This window comes from Bacillus sp. FJAT-27251 (genome assembly GCF_001273925.1).
In the GTDB taxonomy this organism is placed as follows: domain Bacteria; phylum Bacillota; class Bacilli; order Bacillales; family Cytobacillaceae; genus Mesobacillus_B.
The window spans coordinates 2,890,227-2,911,026 of sequence record NZ_LIGG01000001.1 but is presented as its reverse complement, the minus strand read 5'-3'; the positions used below and the strand labels follow the sequence as shown (position 1 = coordinate 2,911,026).

Sequence of the window (20,800 nt, the reverse complement as noted above, 5' to 3'; positions counted from 1 at the left end):
ATAGCGGACTCTCACCGCCAAGTTAATGAACATGCCTGGCACACAAAAAGCGTACCGATAAAATATCGGTACGCATAATTTTTTATTTTAAAAAGACAGACGCAAAACCAGCCTGTTTTTTATAAAATGATCCCTAACAAAGGAAGATAACAAGGGATTTTAAAATTCTTTTTGTTAATTAAATCCAGAACCCATTGACACCAAATTTTTTCCTCTTTCACCAGACTTTGTTTTCGGCTGTACAAGAGGTATCGCCCGAAGTTTCTCGACTTCGTATCCATTTCTTTATTCTTCTCAATTTCTTCTATCTTTTTTAATAAGGAATTGTATTTATCTTCTAATTTTGCCATTCGGTCCTGAACCAATTTCACTGAATGTTCCTCATCCAATAACCAGATGGAATAAATTTTAATGAGAAATTCATCCCGAAGAATGGAGTCTGAAGGGAGAGTGGCTACCCAATTCTTTAAGGCATCCTCTCCTTTTTCTGTAATCGAAAATATTTTCTTATTGGGCTTGCCTGTTTGTACGACATATTCGTGCTCCAATAGTTCCTTCTGTTCCAATTTGGTTAATAGAGGATAAATCTGACTCAGTTGCGCAGGCCATAATGCCTCCAGATACTCCGCTAAATCGTATCCTGAACATGGTTTTCGGCTGAGGGCACTCAGAATCGCATATGAAAGTGTATTGATCGTTTTCACCCCTCTCATAAATTCATGATGTGCMCCCCTCCCGCCGCGGACAGGTTGAGTGCAGACATGCATTCAACATTAAATCCATAGGGTAAATAATCCTTCATTCACCCCTAAATTATACATGTAGTATAACCCAAAAACTGTACTAATTGCACCCGTAATTAAACCAAAAGTCCTGCTTACGGACCTGCGTTTCTTGCTTAACACGAATGGAATGCCAATGATTGTCGTGAAGAAAAGCATGCCAATGACGGTCCCTGCACCAAATATGAGGATGTAGATGGCCGCTTCCACGACACTGTTTACTGTACCCATCGTCAGGAGGACCATGGCGCCGCTTCCGGCCAGTCCGTGTACCAAACCGACAAACATAGATCCCAAATGCGAAGTGTATGTATGCCTGTGGTTATGGCCATGTGCCCCGCTTTTTTGGCGGGAATGGAGATGAGCATGATTTTCCCCGTCATGCTCATGTTTATGGAAATGGATGGTATTAAACGAGAGAATGGTTTTCACTCCAAGGTACACCAGCATGATTCCTACCAAAAATTCCAGGGACATTGCCCACTGTTGTGATATTTCGTTCTTCATAAGAATGACGACAAGACCGACGACAAACAGCGTGACAGTATGTCCAATCCCCCAAAATACTCCAGCCAAAGAAGCGTGCCACAGCTTTTTGCTTTGGCTCGCAATGGTGGATACGGCAATAACGTGGTCGGGTTCCAGGGCATGCCGGATTCCTAAAAGGAAACCCAGAGCCAACACCGAGAAAAATGTCACTTCCAATCGATTTCTCCTCCATTTATCTTTTTATTTACTTATTAAAACCCAGCAACCGTATGGATTGCTGGGTTTTAACTTTAATACTTCCTCAAAAAGCTTGGTGATTTGTTAAACCACTCTTGGCTAATTATATGGTGAAAATCAAAAAACATACTTTCAATCGTTTGTGTATTTTTGGCTAATATCCGTATGGTGAATCCCGGAATGGGCAAAGCTGACAATCCCACTTTATATTCCTTTGCATTGGGGTCGATTGCCTGATATAAACGATCAAGAAGATCCTGATTTGATTTTTCGTCAATCACGATCATCGATCCCAAATGGGAATAGCCTTCCATGAGGCCCAGCTCTTCCATATTGCGAATGGATGGATTCAGCTTAATATGGTCATATACGACCAATTCATTTTCCATGTAAATTTCACTGATTAACTGGAGCATATCATAGCTGAACGGTTMCCCTTCGGGAGACCATCCCGGAGTAATAATATCGGAGTAAACGAGAGTGGACCCTTTCTCCATATGGATGACATTCTTTTGTTTATATCGTGCATCCCGATAACCGATCAGCGGATCAGGGAGATACTCAAGGAAGCTGCCTTCCTTAAGAGTGATTTCGGTTTCCTGATAGGCATGTTTGTTCGGCGTCTTGTATATTTTTGTGGCTCCCTGTGTGGTTAAAGTCAGCCTCGCCTGTTTTTCAAGCGAAATCTTCATTTGATAACGGTCGCCATCCAGATAGCCGCCGCCTGGATTCAAAATATAATAACAGACTTGCCCGGAATCATCATGATAGATGGGGCGCATCACTTTAAACGCCCCCTGGAAATAGACCTTATTTGCGACGGTCTTTCCATTCCTTGCTTCGGCACCTAAATGCAAAACTCCTGTCCAGTCCTGCATGTTTTATTCCAGCCCTTTTAGGAGAGCATTCTTCTTGATCCAATCAATCACCTGGTCAAGGCCTTCATTGGTTTTTAAATTGGTGAAAATAAAAGGTTTATCCCCACGGAATACTTTTGTGTCGGATGCCATCACATCCAGATTGGCTCCGACCAATGGTGCCAGATCCGTTTTATTGATGATGAACAGGTCAGACTTGATCATCCCTTGTCCGCCCTTGCGCGGAATCTTTTCCCCCTGGGCCACATCGATGATATAAATGGAAAAATCGACAAGTTCAGGGCTGAATGTCGCAGCCAGGTTGTCCCCGCCGCTTTCCACAAAAATAAGCTCGACATCAGGATGTCTTTTAATCAATTCTTCAATCGCCGCGGAGTTCATGGAAGTATCCTCCCGTATAGCTGTATGCGGACATCCGCCTGTCTCGACACCAATGATGCGATCCTCCGGAAGCACACCGTTTTTCATCAGGAATTTGGCATCTTCTTTTGTATAGATATCATTGGTAATCGCTGCCATGCTTATTTCATCTGCCATATGTCGTGTCAACTTTTCAACCAACGCGGTTTTTCCTGCTCCTACAGGTCCCCCAACACCAATTTTAATAGGTTCCATAAAAAACACTTCCTTTAATCTATTAATCAACATTAAGACATGAAAATGCGGACATTTACTCGTTCATGCTGCATTTGTGACAGTTCCAGGCCGGGAGAGACAATGCCAAAGTCGTCTTCTTCCAATTCCTGCACTTTGGCAGTGGCCTCCGCTAAAACCTCCTGAAACTCCAGAATCGTTCTCTGTCCTGCTGTCTGGCCTAAAGGGATGGCGCGGACCGCATTTTGCACAAGGCCAGAAACAGCCGAGTATAAATAATACAGAATAGTAGTGGGTGCGGGGACACCGAGATGGTGGCCCACAATCGTAAATACAATCGATGGATGACCAAAAGATTTGTTTTGCTTAATCCGCTCGCCATACTCAGACAGAATCGGAATGTCGTATAGTGATTTAATTAGTATTAACATCCGGTCGCCCACCCTTTTGGTTCCTTCCCTTGTTTCCCGCGGCAAGTTCTGCACGGTCAGCATCCGGTCCAGCTTCCAGATTTTCCGGAAGTCTCCCTTGTCCAGTGCTTCATGGACAAGACGGCAGGCAAGCCCGTCGGAATACACTAGCTGCTCATTTACATATGCACGCAGCCATTGCTGGAAGGAATCCTTATCATGCACTTTGTCTGCTTGAATATAAGTCTCGAGCCCATAAGAATGGCTGAACGCCCCTGTCGGAAAGTTGGAATCACAGAGCTGGAATAAAGAGAGGATATTTTTATCCATGACTGTGTCCGATATGGCGAAAGGCCTTTTTTACTTTCCGCTCTTCACGTTCAAAAGGAATTTGAAGGTCCTGGAGTAATTCCTCTACCAGATAATCATACTGGACAAGCATCTCGTCACCTTCAAATTGGGCGGGGAGATGGCGATTCCCCAACTGGTGGGCAATCGTCCCCATCTCCTTTATGCTGCGTGGTTTAATCACAAGTAAATCATCGGATTGTACATCGATCACAATTAAATTTTTGTCATCCATATAGAGGACGTCACCAGCGACAAGGTCACGATGCTCTTTTAAGCGGATTCCGATTTCCTTGCCATGGTCGGTTGTCACCCTCTGGATCCGTTTCACCAAATCGGCGCTTTCGAGGTAAACTTTTTCTATATGGTGTTTTTCGATTTCTTCTTTTTCCATGTTTTCAATATTCGTTACGATTTTTTCGACTATCAATATCCATCACCTCAGAATAGGAAATATCGCTGACCCATTGGTACAGTATCAACCGGCTCACATGTAATTAATTCGCCGTTTACTCTTACTTCATAGGTTTGCGGATCAACGGTTATGTCAGGAGTTTCCGAATTCAGCTTCATATCTTTCTTCGTCAGGTTTCGGATGCCGCGGACCGGCAGGATCATCTTTTGCAGTCCAAGCTTCTCATGCACCTTGTCATCGAAGGCCGCCTGGGAAATGAACGTAATCGATGAGCTGGATAACGCTTTTCCATATTGGGCGTACATTGGACGATAAATGACAGGCTGCGGTGTCGGGATGGATGCGTTCGCGTCGCCCATCAAGCCTTCGACAACAAATCCATTTTTCAGGGTCATTTCTGGCTTTACCCCAAAGAAAGCAGGGTTCCAAATGACAAGGTCGGCAATTTTTCCGACCTCGACGGATCCGACATATTCGGAAATACCATGAGTGATAGCAGGGTTGATGGTGTATTTAGCTACATAACGCTTTGCACGGTTATTATCAGAATACTCGGTGTCTCCCTCCAAGCTTCCTCTTTGCTTTTTCATTTTGTCGGCCACTTGCCATGTGCGCAAAATTACTTCGCCGATCCGTCCCATTGCCTGGGCGTCAGAGCTGGTCATGCTGAATACGCCCATATCCTGGAGGATATCCTCGGCAGCAATCGTTTCACGTCTGATACGTGAATCGGCAAAGGCAAGATCCTCAGGAATGGATGGATTTAAATGGTGGCAGACCATCAGCATATCCAAATGCTCATCTACCGTGTTGATTGTATAAGGCAAGGTCGGATTGGTTGAGGAAGGAAGAATGTTCATATAGCTGGCTGATTTAATCAAATCCGGTGCATGTCCGCCCCCCGCTCCTTCTGTATGGTACATATGCAGCACCCGGTCTTTAATCGCGGCCATGGTATTTTCCATAAACCCGCCTTCATTTAATGTATCTGCATGAAGAGCGACCTGGACATCATACTTGTCTGCCACCCTTAGGGCATAGTCAAGGGCAGAAGCGGTTGCTCCCCAGTCTTCATGGACTTTGAGACCGATGGCACCGGCACGAACCTGTTCAGCTAGCGGCTCCTCGGTAGTCGCTTGTCCTTTTGAAGTGAATCCAACGTTAATAGGCAGTCCTTCTGCTGCCTGGAGCATTTTGTGCATATGCCAAGGACCAGGTGTGACCGTTGTCGCCTTTGATCCTGCAGCAGGGCCGGTTCCGCCCCCAATCAACGTGGTAAGTCCCGCTGTTAAGGCTGTCCGAATTTGTGTTGGATTGATAAAATGAACGTGGGTATCGATCCCGCCAGCTGTGACAATCATTCCTTCCCCGGCAATAATCTCTGTACCAGCACCGATCACGATATCAACCTTGTCCATGATTAACGGGTTGCCAGCTTTCCCAATGCCGGCAATTTTTCCATCACGGATTCCGATGTCCGCTTTATAAATGCCGGTATAGTCTAAAATGACAGCGTTGGTAATGACCAAATCTGCAATCCCATCGCCCCGAGTTGCGAGAGGATGCTGACCCATTCCGTCACGGATTACCTTCCCCCCGCCGAACACCACTTCATCCCCATATGTAGTATGGTCTTTCTCGATTTGAATGAGGATATCTGTATCAGCCAAACGAATAGAGTCACCTGTAGTTGGTCCATACATCTGTGCATATTGCTTTCTAGGCATCTTGAAACTCATTTGTTATCCCCCTTATCCAATGAGCCGTCCACTTTATTGTTGAATCCGTAGACACGGCGTTCTCCGGCATAATCAACCAATTCAATTTCTTTTTCATCGCCTGGTTCAAACCGGACTGCTGCCCCTGCCGGGATGTTCAGGCGCTTTCCGTAGGCTTGCTCCCGTTCAAATTGGAGGGCTTCATTGACTTCATAAAAGTGAAAATGCGACCCTATCTGGACAGGGCGGTCCCCAGTATTGATCACCGTCAATTTGGATGCCGTCCTTCCGGCATTGCAAATAATCTCTTCTTCCTTTAAAAATAATTGTCCTGGCTGCATATAAATAGCCTCCTGTCACGTTTTATTTAATAGGACTATGAACGGTCACGAGCTTGGTTCCATCAGGGAAGGTAGCTTCTACCTGGATATCATCAAGCATTTCCGGGATTCCTTCCATTACATCATCGCTTGTCAAAATTGTGGTTCCATACTCCATCAATTCTGCAACTGTTTTTCCATCCCGTGCACCTTCCAATACTTCATGGGTGATAAGCGCAACGGCTTCTGGATAATTCAATTTCAAACCTCTTCCCCTGCGTCGCCTGGCCAGGTCTGCGGCAACAACAATCATAAGCTTGTCTATCTCACGCGGCGATAATTGCATAGTAAACTCTCCTCTTTCAAAATTTTAGTTATAAAGAAATCAAACCCTTATGTATGGTCTCCTTTATCCCCGAAATTTAAACTAGTTCCTGTTTATTTAAGGCTGAATTTACAAAGATCAACCACACTCGAAAAATACGAACTATTTACTTAAAATAAAGTTAATAGTTCGTATTTAAACTTCCAATTCTGTCTAATTTTGTCATATTTCCTTTTTGTTTACACAAAAGACATACATTAAAAGGTTGATTACTTCTAAATCATAATATATCATAATTTATATATTCATCAAGTTATATATAAAAATTTATATATATTTTCTGTTGGCAAATTACCCCTTTTTTTATGCCAATAAACTTTTTCTTACACAACAAAAGGCAAATGTTCAAAAAAAGAAACCTGCCAATTTTCTTTTTGTTTAAACCTTTTTCATAAGGGATACTAACAAGGAGGTAAAAAAGAAAGAATAACATTGGTACATTTTCTCCTTTCTGAAGCAGCAGCTTTTGTTATGAGGAACGAACGAATCCATTTATTTTTGGGAAGGAAGGATTATCGTGCAGAAAACCAATGACAAACCTTGGACAGAAGGTAAACTCTATTCCTTTTTGTCAGCGGCTCTAAAAGGCATTTCACAAGTAATGCTTATTGAAAACGCTCTTTCCGGGCTTATCATTCTTCTTGCAATCACCACCTTTTCCTATACTTTAGGAATCATCGCTTTATTGTCAGCCTTGATTGGGACTCTCATCGGGAAGATAGGAGGCATGGAGAGAGAAACCATCAATCAGGGATTGTTAGGATACAATTCGGTGTTGACGGGAATGGCGCTGGCCTTATTCCTTACAGGGCCCAATGACTGGATCATTGCCCTCGCTGGCGCGGCGGTTGCTGGAGTTTTAACTGCCAGCTTGATGCATGTAATGAAGGGCACGGGAATCCCTGTGCTTACTCTTCCTTTTATCATTTTGACCTGGTTCACGATCATGGCGGCCTACCGATTAAAGGTTTTTCACTTAACTTCAAAGCTGGTCCCTGAAAATATTGCGTATTGGGGGCTGGATACTTCAGGAAGAATAGATTGGGCAGAAGCGGCATTTAACGGAATTGGACAGATTTTCTTCATTCATAGCCCTCTATCAGGGTTTCTCCTTTTTGCTGCGATTTTTGTGGCGGGATGGAAACTCGGTCTTTATGCGGTTTTAGGAAACGCACTGGCGCTTTTGACTGCTTATTTTCTGGGAGGGGAACATAATCCGATTTATATGGGACTGTATGGCTACAACGCTATATTAGCCGTTATAGCCGTGGCTTTCGTATTTAAGGATATTTCAAACCGCTTTTCGCTCTTCTCGGGAATCATCGCTGCTTGTTTAACCGTTCCGCTGGCAGCCAGTATCACTACTTTGCTTCAGCCATTCGGACTTCCGACTTTGACCATGCCTTTCGTTCTTAGCACATGGCTTTTTCTGGGGGCGAGGAAAATCCTGCCGAACCTATAATTCCAATATCCTTCCACTCTCCGGATTCAGGGACATCGACCCCGCTCTACGATGCCCGCCCATTTAGGAAACAACTGACAATGACAAGAACCGTACAGCCTCGTGCTGTACGGTTCACAAGTTAAACAATATATACCCCAGATAAAATACACCTGCCGAATGATATCTAATGTCCTCTTACTCATTACCCTCACTTTCTCCCTGACCAGCCTTGTCTTTCTTTGTAATATAAAGCAGTCCAGGTATGATCAGCACAGAGACAATTAATAAAACAATGGCAATCGAATTTTTATTTTCATCATTCACCCCGGAGGCAAACATGAGGCCATATACGCTTGAAGCAAGGATGTTCCCGATAAATCTCGATGTCTGCAGCAACCCTGAGGCTATCCCGCTTTGTTCTTTTGATACCATTGCATAGAGCGAATTCTGGGTGCCAATAGTCAATGCGCCATTGCTAATACCAATAATGGCCAAAATGATAAAGATCCATATTAGATTGGAAGCTTCATTGAACGCAAATAGCAGTCCGACCCCGAGAATCCCTATCCCAGCTCCAAATAATAACGGAATTCTAAATCCGGCTTTTTCTATCCAGCGTGTCGCGATAGGTGTCATCATCATGGCAAACAATGAAATGGAAAGCATCATCATCCCGGCGCTTTTAGAGTCAAGCATGATGACCTTTTGTAAATAAGTTGGCATGGCGAGAATCATAGCGAAAAACACCAGTGTAATCAGGATGTATTGAAGATAGACTAATGAGATTTTAGGATTTTTCGTTAAAAAAACGACATTGATAAATGGTTCTTTTTTCTTCTTTTCATAGAAATAAAATAAAAGTGACGTTAAAATCGACAAAATGAATGTCCATATATTAAAACCGCTTTCCAGTGACTGTAAAAAGACCATCCAGCAAGACATAAGCGTGCCGAATAAAACAATCCCAATMAAATCCCATACATACGGTGTGCCGGCAATTCTTGAATCATTCGGGATAAATACCAAAGTTAATAGGCCAGAAGCTATGATAATAGGAAGATTTACATAAAAAATAACCGGCCACCCGGCATATTCGATTAATAACCCGCTGATGGTTGGCCCGAATGCTGCCGAGGTAGTGGCAAAAACGGCCAATGTGGCAATGACCCTGTTTTGGTTTTTATCAATAAATGTTCGGACAATTCCTATTCCAGCCGGAAAAAGAGCGGAAGTCCCAATGGCTTGTATCGTCCTCATCCCCAGTAAAAACATCATGCTGGAGGAAAGCGGCGCTAATAAGGAAGAAATGGAGACAAGCAGCAGGCCTAATAGATAGATTTTCTTGCGGCCATAATGATCGCTTAATTTGCCGGCCAACGGCATAAAAATGGCACTTACAATAAAATAGGAAGAAATCAGCCAGGAAATATCCTTCGATGTAAGCTGAAAATCATTTTGTATCGCTGGCAAAGCGACGGTAATCATAGTTGTGTTCAATGGATTTAAAATGACCCCAAGCACAATAGCCGCAATCAACAATCCCGGCTTTTTAACCAAACTCCCGTTATTTGCATTTGTTACTGACATTGCATTTCCTTCTTTCTAATTATACAAATGGCACTAATAGTTGATAATTATATCAGACTTTAAGATGATGTTTTAATTTTGCACCATAATTGTTGAAGAAAAATACAAACACGAAGAAAAACAGGCATGTATTGGCCCATGCCTGTTTTTTATTCCGCCAACCATTTGAGGGGCCTAACTTTTGATTCCAAGACGTTTCATTTTCCGGATTAAGCTTGCATGATCGAGACCCAGGAGCGAAGCGGCAGACCGGATGCTTTTTGAGCTTTCTACCGCGATTAAAATTTGCTCTCTTTCGAATTCCTCTAAAGATTCTTTTAAACTTTTGTTGTTTGTTGAAATTATGGGTGAATGGCTCATATGGAAATCCAATTCGTCATTGCTGGAAGGATGTTCGAAATCCCAGTTATTTTTAATGTTTTCCGGCAGATCGTTGGATGTAATAAACGAGGAGGTTGTGGAAACGATTAAAAATTCCATAACATTACGAAGTTCCCGTACATTTCCGGGCCAGGCATAATTCGTTAAGGTTTGGACAACTTCTGGCTCTATTTGTTTTTCTATTTTATATTGTTGGCAAAATTCATTTAGAAAGTGTTCAATCAGCGGCGGGATGTCTGCTTTCCGCTCACTTAAAGGCGGAATCTCCAAATGGATCACGTTGATCCGGTACCATAAATCCTGGCGGAATTTCTTTTCCAATACAAGTTGTCTTAAGTCCTGGTTGGTTGAACAGATTAACCGGAAGGATAGTTCTCGTTGTTTGGTGTCCCCTATCCGGGTGACGGCTTTTTCTTGTAAAACACGCAATAGCTTCACCTGTAAAGGCAAAGGAATCTCGCCGATTTCATCCAAAAGGATCGTTCCATGATTCGCTTGCTCAAAGAACCCCGGCTTTCCTTCTTTTCGGGCCCCCGTGAAAGAACCACTTGCATAACCAAACATTTCGGATTCAAACAGCTCAGGCGGGATGGCTGCACAATTTACTTTTACAAACGTTTTTCTATCGGACGTACTCAATTGATGGAGCATGCTTGCAAGTACCTCCTTCCCCGTCCCGGAATGCCCGGTTATTAAAACATTCGTGGGAAATGGAGCAACTTGCTTAATCTTTTCATAAAGCTTTTGCATAGGCGGGCTTGCATAAACAAAGGAGTAAGGATGTTCATTCCTTTTCAATGGAAGAGTATTCGAAAGGCTTTCATTCATCTGTTGAGCTTGTCTTAATTGCTTTTCCAAATGGTGTAAATACGTGACATCCCTTACACTGGTGACGACCATTTTCACTTCTTGCTGCTCGTCCAGGATCGGGTTAGCTGTAACCACGAAGTACTTCTGCTTTTTTATGAGCTGGATGATCGTGGTTTTGCTTTTTGATTCGAGGGCCATTGAGGCTGCTGAGCGATCAAAGTATTCATTTAACACCAAATCCTTGATGTTTTTTCCGACAACTTCTTTTGCCAAAATTCCTGTCATTTCCTCATAAGCTCTATTGACTTCCAGTACAAACCCGTGGCGGTCGACAACAAATAATCCATCTGAAGAAAAACGGATGATAGCGTGAAGATCCTCATTGATGGAACGCAATTGTGCAAGTTCATGAAGCAATTGGCTGCTTTCGTTCTGAATATTGGCTGTTTCCAAACCAATCCCCCCTCACCAGTAGTTGTTCCTTCAACACCACTTTTGGTGACAAAACAACACCACAGCATCTAGTATACAACAAAAGATCCGCTATTTGTACGAATATTCAGTTTGGCACGAATATTGCAAATAGGATAAGTGAAGATTAATTGAATTAGAAGAAGGAGTGATGTTTTTGGACCTGCATATGGCAAGGCTGGATCTTCCCGCACAAATTCAAGTAGGCAAAGGCAGCATCAACCGCCTCCATGAATTTGTTCTCGAACGGGGCGGAAGCCGGGTATTCGTATTGATGGATTCTTTCCTGGCAAGCTCTCCCGTCAACCTTGATGAAAAAGTCACAGATATTTTAAGAAAGGCCAAGATTGAGAGCACAGTCTTTAGTTCCTACTCGGGAGAACCCACAACAGAACATGTAAATGCCGCGCTAGAAATCATGAGGGATTTTAGAGCAGATTGTGTCGTAGGAATCGGCGGCGGCAGTGCGCTGGATTTATCAAAAGCGGTTTCGCTGTTTGGGAAAAGTCCGGATAGCAAGTGGGCGGAAATTCCCAATCAGCCTTTTCTAAACCGTCTTCCTCTGCTTGCCATCCCAACGACGGCTGGCACCGGATCGGAAGCAACAAAGGTGATGGTCATCACCAATACGGATACAAATTTGAAGATGAATCCAGGGCACCCTGATTTAATTCCTGATGCAGCGATTCTTGATGCCCAGCTGACACTGAGCCTGCCTCGGACATTTACGGCCTACACAGGACTCGATGCCTTGACACATGCCATTGAAGCGTATGTCTCAACCCGCGCCACAAGGATGACAGATTTTTTTGCATTAGAAGCCATCCGGATGATTGGGAAGTCCCTGCCGGTTATTTACGAGAATGGGCAGGATGCAGATGCAAGAGAACAGATGAGTATAGCCAGCTGTTATGCCGGAATTGCCTTTTCGAACGCTTCCACCAACTTGGCTCATGCAGCCGGGCGTTCTTTAGGAGCCAGGTTTCACATCCCCCACGGTCTAAGTGTCGCCCTTTTGCTGCCATTTGTGATGACATTCGGCCTGGAAGCAGCGGAAAAACGGTATGCGGATGTCGCTATCGCGCTTGGAGCTCCCCCGTCACTGGGCGTAAAAGAATTAGCACAAACAGCGGTACAGATCATCGAGGGCTACAATGACCAATTCCACATTTGGAGTGATGGCCAAAAGTATGTGAATCCTCAAGATTTTGGCAAGGATATTCACATCCTGGCAAAGGATGCGATGTCTGGGAATGGGATTGCCACCAACCGAAGGGTCCCCAGCCAGGATGACGTCGCCCATATTTTCGAGCTCCTTGGCAAGAAACTATCCTATGTATACAGCTAAATACTTAATTCGCACACTACTATTTTAAAAATTAGGAGGAATCAATATGAGTAAAGTGGAAACTAGAGAAGTAATCAAGACAAAACTAAAAATGACCCCGAGTGAGGCCATTGTTGAGACGCTGGTGAAAGAAGGCATTACGCATATTTCCGGTATTCTCGGTTCTGCTTTCATGGATATGCTGGACCTCTTGCCAGCAGCGGGCATTCGCTTTATCGGAGTCCGCCACGAACAAAGTGCGGCACATATGGAAGATGGCTTTTGCCGTGTATCTGGCAAGGCGGGCGTTGTCATCGGCCAAAATGGGCCGGGAATCACCAATATGGTGACGTCCGTTGCCGCTGCAAACCAGGCACACACACCAATGGTGGTCATTTCCCCTTCTGCAGGAACACCAACAGTAGGCTGGGATGGCTTCCAGGAATGCGACCAGGTTTCCGTATTTAAAGCGGTAACGAAAGAAACAGTGAGAGTCACACACCMTAGCCGTGTCGCCGATTGCTTAAGGACAGCCTTCCGAATTGCCTATGCCGAACGTGGGCCAGTTTTATTTGACATCCCTCGCGACTACTTTTATGGCGAAATTGAAGATTATATTTTGGAACCGCATCAATACCGCGTAGATGAGCGGGGCTGCGGCTCAAGTGAATCTTTGGATAAAGCTGCCGAGCTGCTGGCAGCTGCGAAATATCCGGTTATTATTTCAGGACGCGGCACCGTGGATTCGGACGGAATCGAAGAGGTTATAGCGATTGCGGAACACTTAACCATTCCTGCCTCCGTTTCCTATATGCACAATGATGCCTTCCCTGCCAACCATCCTCTCGCTGTCGGTCCGATTGGCTACATGGGGTCCAAGGCAGCGATGCACACATTGAAGAAGGCGGATGTTGTCCTGGCAATCGGAACCAGACTGTCCGTGTTTGGGACGCTCCCATGCTACGATATTGATTACTTCCCGAAGGATGCCAAAATTATTCAAATCGATATCAACCCAAGGAATATTGCGCGGACACACCCAATTGAAGTGGGAATCATCGGCGATGCCCGCCAGGCAAGCATCGAACTGTTAAAACGGATTAAAAGCCTTGTCCCAATTTCCAGGGAAAATAAGCAAAGACTTTCAGAAGCGGCCGATTTGAACMAGCAGTGGGAAAAGGAACTCGTTGACCTGGCCATGGTAGAGGGTTCACCTATCAATCCACGGAGAGCATTGCTGGAATTAACGAAGGTGCTTCCCGAAGATGCCATTGTGACAACGGATATCGGGAATGTTTCCTCAACCGCCAATGCGTACCTGAAGTTTAATCAACCGAGAAAGCATGTTGCAGCCCTCACTTTCGGAAATACAGGTTTTGCTTATCCAACGGCTTTAGGTGCAAAGTTGGCCAATCCGGATTGCCCTGTTGTCGCAATTGTTGGAGACGGAGCATGGGGAATGAGTTTACATGAGGTAAGCACAGCCGTTGAAGAAAATATTCCGGTCGTTGCCTGTGTCTTTAACAATGGAGCATGGTGTGCGGAAAAGAAAAACCAAGTGGACTTCTATAACAATCGTTTCGTCGGTGCGGATATCCAGAACCCGGACTTTGCCGAAGTAGCCCGGTCGATGGGAGCTGTCGGAGTCAAAGTGGAACGTCCGGAAGACGTTGGTCCGGCAATCCTTGAAGCCATCAAATCGAATAAACCGACTGTACTTGATATTCAGGTCGACGGTACTCAGCTCGCACCTCCATTTAGGAAGGATGCTTTAAAAATGCCAACCCGTCTGCTTCCGAAATATGCCCATCTGGATCATCGGAATTGGTAAGAAACAAAACTTTGCCACCAAGGAAGGAACAGTTTTTGCTAACTGTTCCTTCCCCCCATTATTTTGAAAGCGTTATCAAAGAAGGAGTGATTTCATGAACTCGGGAAAACCTTCTATTCTCATTATCCTGGCCCTTTTCGTCTTTTTCGGATTTGTTTTTATCGGAAAAAATGCCTTGAATCCTGAAGCGAGAGCCGAGGAGGAAGGGATCATAACCTTAAGGCTCGCACAGTCAAAAGCAGCCAACCACCCTGTTTCCAAAGGAATCGATAAGTTCGCCAAACTGGTCGAAGCTAAATCTGATGGAAAGGTGGTTATTGAAACGTTCCATGACTCGCTGCTCGGCAGTGACCGGGAAGTCATTGAAAGCGCACAGAGGGGAAGCCTTGAAATGGCTAGTTCATCCACGCCAAATATGACGAGTTTCACAAATTACTTTACCGCATGGGACCTTCCCTATATTTTTGAAAATAAAGACGAGGTCTATAAAGCTGTGGATGGAAAACCAGGAGAGATTATCCGTGACGAAATGGAGCATTCAGGTTTCAAGGTCATTTTCTTTCCCGACTATGGATTCCGCCAAGTGGTGAATAATGTCCGGCCAATCCAGCTTCCAAAGGATTTAGCAGGTTTAAAGATCAGGACAACGAACTCCAAAATCGAGCAGGCGGATTTCAAACAATTCGGGGCTAGTCCTACACCGGTTGCCTGGTCGGAAGTTTTTACGGCACTCCAGCAAGGAACGGTTGAGGGGGAAGGCAACAGCTATTCGTTATTGTGGGATTCGAAGCATCAGGAAGTCCTGAAATACGCAACAGAAGTGAACTATAACTATAGTTCCGACATTGTTGTAATGAATAAGAAGAAGTTTGATAACCTTCCGGAAGAATATATCAGAACATCATTATGGAGGCCGGAGTGGAAGCTACCCAATGGCAGCGTGAGTTGGCCAATAGCAGAGAGGCGGAAGCGAAGCAGCAATTCATTGATTATGGAATTGAAATCTACGAACCAACACCCGATGAAATGAAGATTTGGAAGCAATCCGTTGAGAAGGTTTGGGATGAATTTGTCATCGAAGGTGCTGCGGATCCGGAGTATGTGCAAATCATTCTTGAAACCCTTGGGAAAACCAAGGAAGAGATCTTTCAATAACACATGTAATTCTGAAAAAATCTCCCAATTGGTTGGGTTTAGGAGTTGAAAAAATGAGTGAAAGAATCCAGACCATTGAAAATGCCGAAAGTCAGCATTCTTTGATAAACAAGGATCATGGCTTGGCCAGAGCTTTGAAGGTGATCGATAACCGATTTGAAGAGGTTCTGATTGTCGCTGGTTTTTTGCTTTTCATCCTTTTAATTAACCTCCAGGTCATCAACCGTTATATCCTCCCTTTCATTGAGATTGCCAATCTGACAACTTGGACAGAGGAGACATCCCGGTATATTTTCATTTTTGTTTCGTTCCTGGGAGCCAGTCTCGCCATTAAGAACAGAGATTCGATTCAAGTAACAGCGGCGCTTGATAAATTTCCAGCCAGAATCCAAAAATCCATCGGGGTTGCGAATAGCATATTTATGCTGTATTTCAGCTACATTATGGTCACTTATGGCTTTAGCCTTAATTCCTTTCAACTTGAAACCGCGCAAACCACTCCTGCCTTGTCGATTCCAATGGCCATCCCGTATAGTGCGGTTCCCATCGGCTTTTTGTTCATGGCAGTCCGTTTGATCCAAAATTTACTGAAGGATACAAAAGATATGGAGCTTAAGGACGGAATCATCAGTGCAGTCCTTTCCTTGGTCCTGATCCTCCCTGTTGTCCTTATGCCCGGAACAGATATTACCCTCCTGCTGTTTGGCTACTTTATTTTATTTATTGTGCTTGGGATGCCGATCGCCTTTGCAATTGGGGTCAGTACTTTGACAACCGTCCTTGCTACAAACGCGATTCCCATTGATTTTTTCCCGCAGACTGCCTTTACCAGCATTGATAATTTCCCAATCATGGCGGTTCCCTTTTTCATCGCAGCCGGAATCATCATGGGCGGCGGCAATATTATCAAGAAACTGCTAAAGCTTTCCGATGAATTATTAGGATTCCTGCCAGGCGGCTTAGCCCTGGTTGCCATTGTTACAAGCATGTTCTTTTCAGCCATCAGCGGATCTGGTCCCGCAACCGTCGCGGCGATTGGAACCTTATTAATCCCGGCGATGATCAAACAGGGCTATTCCCCCGGATTCGCAACCGCAGTTGTCGCTGCAGCCGGAACGATCGGGGTCATCATCCCCCCTAGTAATCCACTTGTGATTTACGGCGTCGTTTCCCAGGAATCAATCTCCAAATTGTTCATCGCCGGCATTCTCCCAGGAGTGCTAACCGGGGCTATGCTAATCATTGTGACCTACTTCATTTCAAAGAAAAATGGCTGGCAAGGTGATAAGACCAGGTTCAGCCTGAAAAATACCCTCTCTGCAGCTTGGGATGCGAAGCTTGCCCTATTGGTCCCCATTTTCATCTTAGGCGGAATTTACGGGGGGATCATGACTCCAACAGAAGCAGCAGCAGTGGCTGCTGCATACGGGATCCTGATTGGAATGTTCGTTTACAGAGATATGGACTTAAAAGGTCTCTATCAAAACCTTGCCAAGGCTGGAACCACCTCAGCCGTCATCATTTTGCTCATCGTAATGGCCAGCATATTTGGGCGATTAATCACCCTTGAAAGAGTCGCCGAAACAGTAGCCAATTTTGTCCTGGCGATCAGTGATAATAAATGGGTTATTCTCCTGCTCCTCAATGCCTTATTATTGCTAGTCGGATTGATCATGGAAGCATTGGCAGCCATCGTGATCTTAACACCCATCTTATTGCCGATGGCAACAGCGGTTGGCGTAGATCCCGTTCATTTTGGTTTGATCATGGTCTTTAATCTGGCAATCGGATTTATCACGCCGCCTGTTGGGGTGAATCTCTTTGTCGCTTCAGGAGTCGCCAAACTAAAGATCGAGGAAGTCATTAAAGGAGTCCGAGTTTTGCTGGTCACCATGATCGTCGTTCTGCTTCTTGTCACCTACGTACCAGAGATAAGCTTATGGCTTACAGGGTTTATGAAGTGATATTTTAAGCAATTGAAGGAAGTGTTCATTATGGGAAATCCTCGGGTATGAGTCCACTAACATAAAAATGCCTGCCACCACCCATAATTTGTCGAGGACAAAATCTGGGTGGTGACAGACACCGCTTACAAATATACTTGAATTAATTTGTTTGGTTAACCAACTTTTTGTTCAACCTTACCAGACTTTGCTTTCTTTTCAGCAATAGTTGCCTGGATTTCTTCCATTTTCGCAGCGTCCAGTTCATAGCGGCTCATAATTAATGCTGAGATTGTTAATGCCAGAGCTGGTATACCAAATGCCAGGATAATGGTAACTGCTTTAAGTTCCGGTGTTAACACATCCGTAACGGTTGGGAATGCATCTTTAAATCCAATCAGGGCTACTGCGAAACCAACGATAGCTGGTGCTAAAGACGTGATGAGTTTGTCAATGAAAGAGAACAATGTTCCAATCATCCCTGGTACATATCTTCCTGAAGTGGATGTTTCATAATCCGATACATCGGCAATCATTGGGTTTACCAGAGTTGTCGGTACCTGTCCAAAGCCCATTGCTAATGTGTATAGAGTAATGAAAAGGATTGTTGCGACACCGATGTTGCTCATGGAGATGGCTGAACCATCAATCACTAAGAACATTGCAATCAATGAGGCGAAAGCACCTAGCGCAATCCAGGTTGAGAATAGGAAGGCTTTCTTCATGCCTGTTTTTCTAGCCTTTGCCACTGCCCAGAATGTGATCAATAGGGTTGGAACGATGGTAATCATGGAAATTGTACCACTTAAGCCATAGTCTCCGATTAAAATACCAAATATCATAACTACTACTACTGCGTGACGCAGAAGCGAGAATGCCAATTTGTCAACGGTTACAGCCGTGATCAGCTTCAATAATGGTTTATTCTTTTTCAAAATAGGCCAGAAATCACGGAATTTCGTTTCAACTGTTTCCTCGGCCAGGCCGAAATATTCCTTCTTATCCTTGCTTGATAGTCCAATTACTGCCAATACAGTGAATACGGCCGAGAGAATGATCGCAAGAGTGTTCAATTCTGTAAAAAGACCCATATTAAAGTCGCCATGTTTCTTAATTAAGTAAGATGCGACGTAAACTTGTCCACCTGTGAAAAGCAAGGTGTTGTAGATTCCATCAAACACGGCGAACAAAGGACGCTGTTTCGGGTCATTTGTCAAAACGGTTTGCGCTGCTTTTGTTACAGAAGTTTGGCATGTATAACCGATAATATGAATGGCGTAAATTAAGATAAAGAACAGTAATCTAAAAGATTCAGGTATTAAGTGTGTCACATTGTATAAAACAATGATGGTAGATGCCAGGATAATATTTCCGATAACCATGAATGGGCGGAATTTCCCGAACTTCCCTTCTGTCTTGTCCACCAAAAATCCTACAATTGGATCTGTAATCCCATCAAAAATCCTCATGCTCATCAAGATTGTACTAACGACGACTACGGCAATTCCTGCAATTCCGGCTGCATAATACGATACGAACGCCAGAATGAACATATACAGATTTGTTGCCGTATTATTGAGTGCAAAGAAACCAATTTCCCATAACTTAGCCTTGTTGTATTGCTGGCTATCGATAACATTTGTTGACATATCATCTTACCCCCTCAGTGATAAACCGCTTTCAAAATGATAAATGATAATTGCTTTTACTTCTTAACAAACGATTAAGAGGCTTTCAAACCATCTCATTGGATGGTTTATAATTTGTTTGGCCAACAAATTAATTTGTTAGCTTTATAATATATGTAAACGCTTTTTTATACAAGCTTTTTTTTATTTGAAATTTAAAACTTTTTTTCTCCCCTAATTCCTTAAAGCACCCTCAGGCAATTTGCCCATAATGGTCTCATAAAAAAATTCATTCGGAAAGATGCGTTTCCATAGGGCGGTCTTGGCTTTTATCTGTTATAATTAAATGGCTTATCTAACCAACTAATTTATTGAAAGCCTTTTCATTTGTGTTTTTTAAGACAAATTGATTGATATAAAGGAGCAAGCAAAATGGTCACAGGGGACAGTGCATATATTAAAAAAATAAACAGAGGTCTGCTATTACAAAAAATCATTGAACATGGTTTCATATCAAGAGCTGATTTATCAAAGATCACAGGACTGAACAAAGCAACCGTATCCGTCCAGGTCGCTGATTTGCTGAATGAAGAGTTAATCTGTGAAACCCAATTGGAGCATCATTCAGTCGGCAGAAGGCCGATCGCCCTCTCCATCAATGAGGAAGCAGGTTATGTCTTGGGAATAGATCTGGATTATAAAACGATTATTTACACTATTTTAAATCTAAAAGGAAAACCAGTTTATGAAAAGGAAGAAAAATTGGATAGTGAAGATTATGATTTTATCATTAAAACGATTATTTCCACGATTAAAGAATTTCAACTGCAATATTCACATCTTCCCTACGGTATCGTGAATGCCGTAATCGGGATTCATGGAACGGTAAAAAAACGGGACGGAAGCATCCGCTTCAACCCCAGATACAGGTGGCTCCAAAAAAATATCAAGGAAGATTTGCAAAAGGAATTAACCATTCCTTTATTTATAGAAAACAATGCGAACCTATCTGCCTATGCTGAAAGGGTGTATAAACACCATCACAGCAGTAACCTGCTTACCCTTATTTTAACTTCCGGAATCGGATCGGGGAATATAATTGATGGGGACTTGCAAAGAGGTTTTCACGGGTACGCAGGAGAAATGGGGCATATGATCATCTATCCAAATGGCGAACCATGCCGCTGCGGAAACCATGGCTGCTGGGAGCTTTATGCTTCAGAACCAAGATTAATAAGGAAATTAGAGGCTGAACTTCAGGAAACGGACTTGAGGATCCCAACCATCAAGGAATACCTGGAAAAGGATCACATCATTGTGAAAAGTTATCTGGACCGCTATCTGCAATATATCGCAATCGGCCTCAACAATATCATCAACTTATACAATCCCGAAACCATCGTAATCAATAGCCGGCTATTAAAGATTTATCCCGGGTCAGTCGAGAAACTGAAGGGACATTTAATCTCTTCCGTCAGTGAATACGGAGAACTTGTCCTCTCTGACCTTGGAAACCGCTCCTGCGTGCTAGGTGCCTGCGCCATGGGAATCCAGCATTTCCTGGACGTTGAGGAAATCCAATTATCCATTCATGAAAAACAACTTGATATAGCCGAAAGCCCTGTCTGTTTCTGACAGGGCTTTTTT

At 43.8% G+C, this 20,800-nt stretch carries 19 protein-coding genes; 7 read left to right on the top strand and 12 right to left on the bottom strand.

Going from position 1 to position 20,800, the window contains the following annotated elements; genetic code table 11:
- Nucleotides 1–119 precede the first annotated feature (119 nt).
- The 9 genes from ADU22_RS13595 to ADU22_RS13555 all read right to left on the bottom strand — a co-directional run bounded on the left by ADU22_RS13595 (nt 120) and on the right by ADU22_RS13555 (nt 6,537).
- Nucleotides 120–704, bottom strand: a complete 585-nt coding sequence (locus ADU22_RS13595) for a PadR family transcriptional regulator (protein WP_197280057.1) — start codon at nt 702–704, stop codon at nt 120–122.
- A gap of 69 nt (nt 705–773) precedes the next feature.
- Nucleotides 774–1,487: a HoxN/HupN/NixA family nickel/cobalt transporter gene (locus ADU22_RS13590; protein WP_053362637.1), complete on the bottom strand. Its 714-nt coding sequence runs from the start codon at nt 1,485–1,487 to the stop codon at nt 774–776.
- Between the two features lie 74 nt (nt 1,488–1,561).
- Nucleotides 1,562–2,386 carry an urease accessory protein UreD gene (locus tag ADU22_RS13585; protein ID WP_053362636.1) on the bottom strand — a complete coding sequence of 275 codons (825 nt, stop codon included), beginning with the start codon at nt 2,384–2,386 and terminating at the stop codon, nt 1,562–1,564.
- Nucleotides 2,387–2,389: 3 nt separating this feature from the next.
- Entirely contained in the window at nt 2,390–3,001 is a 612-nt protein-coding gene (gene ureG / locus ADU22_RS13580) for an urease accessory protein UreG (RefSeq protein ID WP_053362635.1), read from the bottom strand.
- A gap of 32 nt (nt 3,002–3,033) precedes the next feature.
- The gene (locus ADU22_RS13575) at nt 3,034–3,720 is read right to left on the bottom strand and encodes an urease accessory protein UreF (RefSeq protein ID WP_053362634.1); all 687 of its coding nucleotides are present in this window, start codon (nt 3,718–3,720) and stop codon (nt 3,034–3,036) included.
- Complete coding sequence (ureE, locus tag ADU22_RS13570; RefSeq protein ID WP_053362633.1) at nt 3,713–4,168, bottom strand: urease accessory protein UreE; 456 nt, start codon at nt 4,166–4,168, stop codon at nt 3,713–3,715. Before ureE ends, ADU22_RS13575 begins: the two co-directional genes overlap by 8 nt.
- A gap of 11 nt (nt 4,169–4,179) precedes the next feature.
- A complete protein-coding gene (gene ureC, locus ADU22_RS13565; RefSeq protein ID WP_053362632.1) occupies nt 4,180–5,892 on the bottom strand; it encodes an urease subunit alpha in 1,713 nt (570 codons plus the stop codon).
- Entirely contained in the window at nt 5,889–6,212 is a 324-nt protein-coding gene (locus tag ADU22_RS13560; protein ID WP_053362631.1) for an urease subunit beta, read from the bottom strand. Before ADU22_RS13560 ends, ureC begins: the two co-directional genes overlap by 4 nt.
- 22 nt (nt 6,213–6,234) lie before the next feature.
- Nucleotides 6,235–6,537, bottom strand: a complete 303-nt coding sequence (locus ADU22_RS13555) for an urease subunit gamma (protein ID WP_053362630.1) — start codon at nt 6,535–6,537, stop codon at nt 6,235–6,237.
- 556 nt (nt 6,538–7,093) lie between these two features.
- Here ADU22_RS13555 and ADU22_RS13545 point away from each other — a divergent pair.
- Nucleotides 7,094–8,038, top strand: a complete 945-nt coding sequence (locus ADU22_RS13545; RefSeq protein WP_231687888.1) for an urea transporter — start codon at nt 7,094–7,096, stop codon at nt 8,036–8,038.
- 177 nt (nt 8,039–8,215) lie between these two features.
- Here ADU22_RS13545 and ADU22_RS13540 read toward each other — a convergent pair whose 3' ends face one another.
- Both ADU22_RS13540 and ADU22_RS13535 read right to left on the bottom strand, forming a co-directional pair.
- On the bottom strand, nt 8,216–9,607 hold the full coding sequence (locus ADU22_RS13540) for an MFS transporter (RefSeq protein ID WP_053362627.1): 1,392 nt from the start codon (nt 9,605–9,607) through the stop codon (nt 8,216–8,218).
- Between the two features lie 174 nt (nt 9,608–9,781).
- Complete coding sequence (locus ADU22_RS13535; RefSeq protein ID WP_053362626.1) at nt 9,782–11,251, bottom strand: sigma-54 interaction domain-containing protein; 1,470 nt, start codon at nt 11,249–11,251, stop codon at nt 9,782–9,784.
- A gap of 175 nt (nt 11,252–11,426) precedes the next feature.
- Here ADU22_RS13535 and ADU22_RS13530 point away from each other — a divergent pair, with 175 nt between their 5' ends.
- The 5 genes from ADU22_RS13530 (at nt 11,427) to ADU22_RS13515 (ending at nt 17,546) form a co-directional block, all read left to right on the top strand.
- Entirely contained in the window at nt 11,427–12,617 is a 1,191-nt protein-coding gene (locus ADU22_RS13530; RefSeq protein WP_231687887.1) for an iron-containing alcohol dehydrogenase family protein, read from the top strand.
- A 46-nt stretch (nt 12,618–12,663) separates the two neighbouring features.
- Nucleotides 12,664–14,427 (top strand): sulfoacetaldehyde acetyltransferase, encoded by a 1,764-nt coding sequence (gene xsc, locus ADU22_RS13525; protein ID WP_053362625.1) that lies wholly within the window; start codon nt 12,664–12,666, stop codon nt 14,425–14,427.
- Nucleotides 14,428–14,521: 94 nt separating this feature from the next.
- Entirely contained in the window at nt 14,522–15,457 is a 936-nt protein-coding gene (locus tag ADU22_RS13520) for a TRAP transporter substrate-binding protein (protein WP_231687886.1), read from the top strand.
- Entirely contained in the window at nt 15,346–15,582 is a 237-nt protein-coding gene (locus tag ADU22_RS25220) for a hypothetical protein (protein WP_231687885.1), read from the top strand. Before ADU22_RS13520 ends, ADU22_RS25220 begins: the two co-directional genes overlap by 112 nt.
- A 53-nt stretch (nt 15,583–15,635) precedes the next feature.
- Nucleotides 15,636–17,546, top strand: coding sequence for a TRAP transporter large permease (locus tag ADU22_RS13515; RefSeq protein ID WP_082252856.1), 1,911 nt, complete (start codon nt 15,636–15,638; stop codon nt 17,544–17,546).
- A gap of 155 nt (nt 17,547–17,701) precedes the next feature.
- Here the strand turns inward: ADU22_RS13515 and ADU22_RS13510 are convergent, their stop codons facing one another.
- Nucleotides 17,702–19,174, bottom strand: coding sequence for an MFS transporter (locus ADU22_RS13510; RefSeq protein ID WP_053362624.1), 1,473 nt, complete (start codon nt 19,172–19,174; stop codon nt 17,702–17,704).
- 411 nt (nt 19,175–19,585) lie between these two features.
- Here ADU22_RS13510 and ADU22_RS13505 point away from each other — a divergent pair, with 411 nt between their 5' ends.
- Complete coding sequence (locus ADU22_RS13505) at nt 19,586–20,788, top strand: ROK family transcriptional regulator (RefSeq protein WP_053362623.1); 1,203 nt, start codon at nt 19,586–19,588, stop codon at nt 20,786–20,788.
- Nucleotides 20,789–20,800: the final 12 nt, after the last annotated feature.

Coding starts and splice junctions, on each gene's coding strand:
- ureC (WP_053362632.1), bottom strand. CDS start 5,892: ATGAGTTTCAAGATGCCTAGAAAGCAATATGCACAGATGTATGGACCA.
- ADU22_RS13510 (WP_053362624.1), bottom strand. CDS start 19,174: ATGTCAACAAATGTTATCGATAGCCAGCAATACAACAAGGCTAAGTTA.
- ADU22_RS13575 (WP_053362634.1), bottom strand. CDS start 3,720: ATGGATAAAAATATCCTCTCTTTATTCCAGCTCTGTGATTCCAACTTT.
- ADU22_RS13505 (WP_053362623.1), top strand. CDS start 19,586: ATGGTCACAGGGGACAGTGCATATATTAAAAAAATAAACAGAGGTCTG.
- ADU22_RS13560 (WP_053362631.1), bottom strand. CDS start 6,212: ATGCAGCCAGGACAATTATTTTTAAAGGAAGAAGAGATTATTTGCAAT.
- ADU22_RS13515 (WP_082252856.1), top strand. CDS start 15,636: ATGAGTGAAAGAATCCAGACCATTGAAAATGCCGAAAGTCAGCATTCT.
- ADU22_RS13555 (WP_053362630.1), bottom strand. CDS start 6,537: ATGCAATTATCGCCGCGTGAGATAGACAAGCTTATGATTGTTGTTGCC.
- ureG (WP_053362635.1), bottom strand. CDS start 3,001: ATGGAACCTATTAAAATTGGTGTTGGGGGACCTGTAGGAGCAGGAAAA.
- ADU22_RS13520 (WP_231687886.1), top strand. CDS start 14,522: ATGAACTCGGGAAAACCTTCTATTCTCATTATCCTGGCCCTTTTCGTC.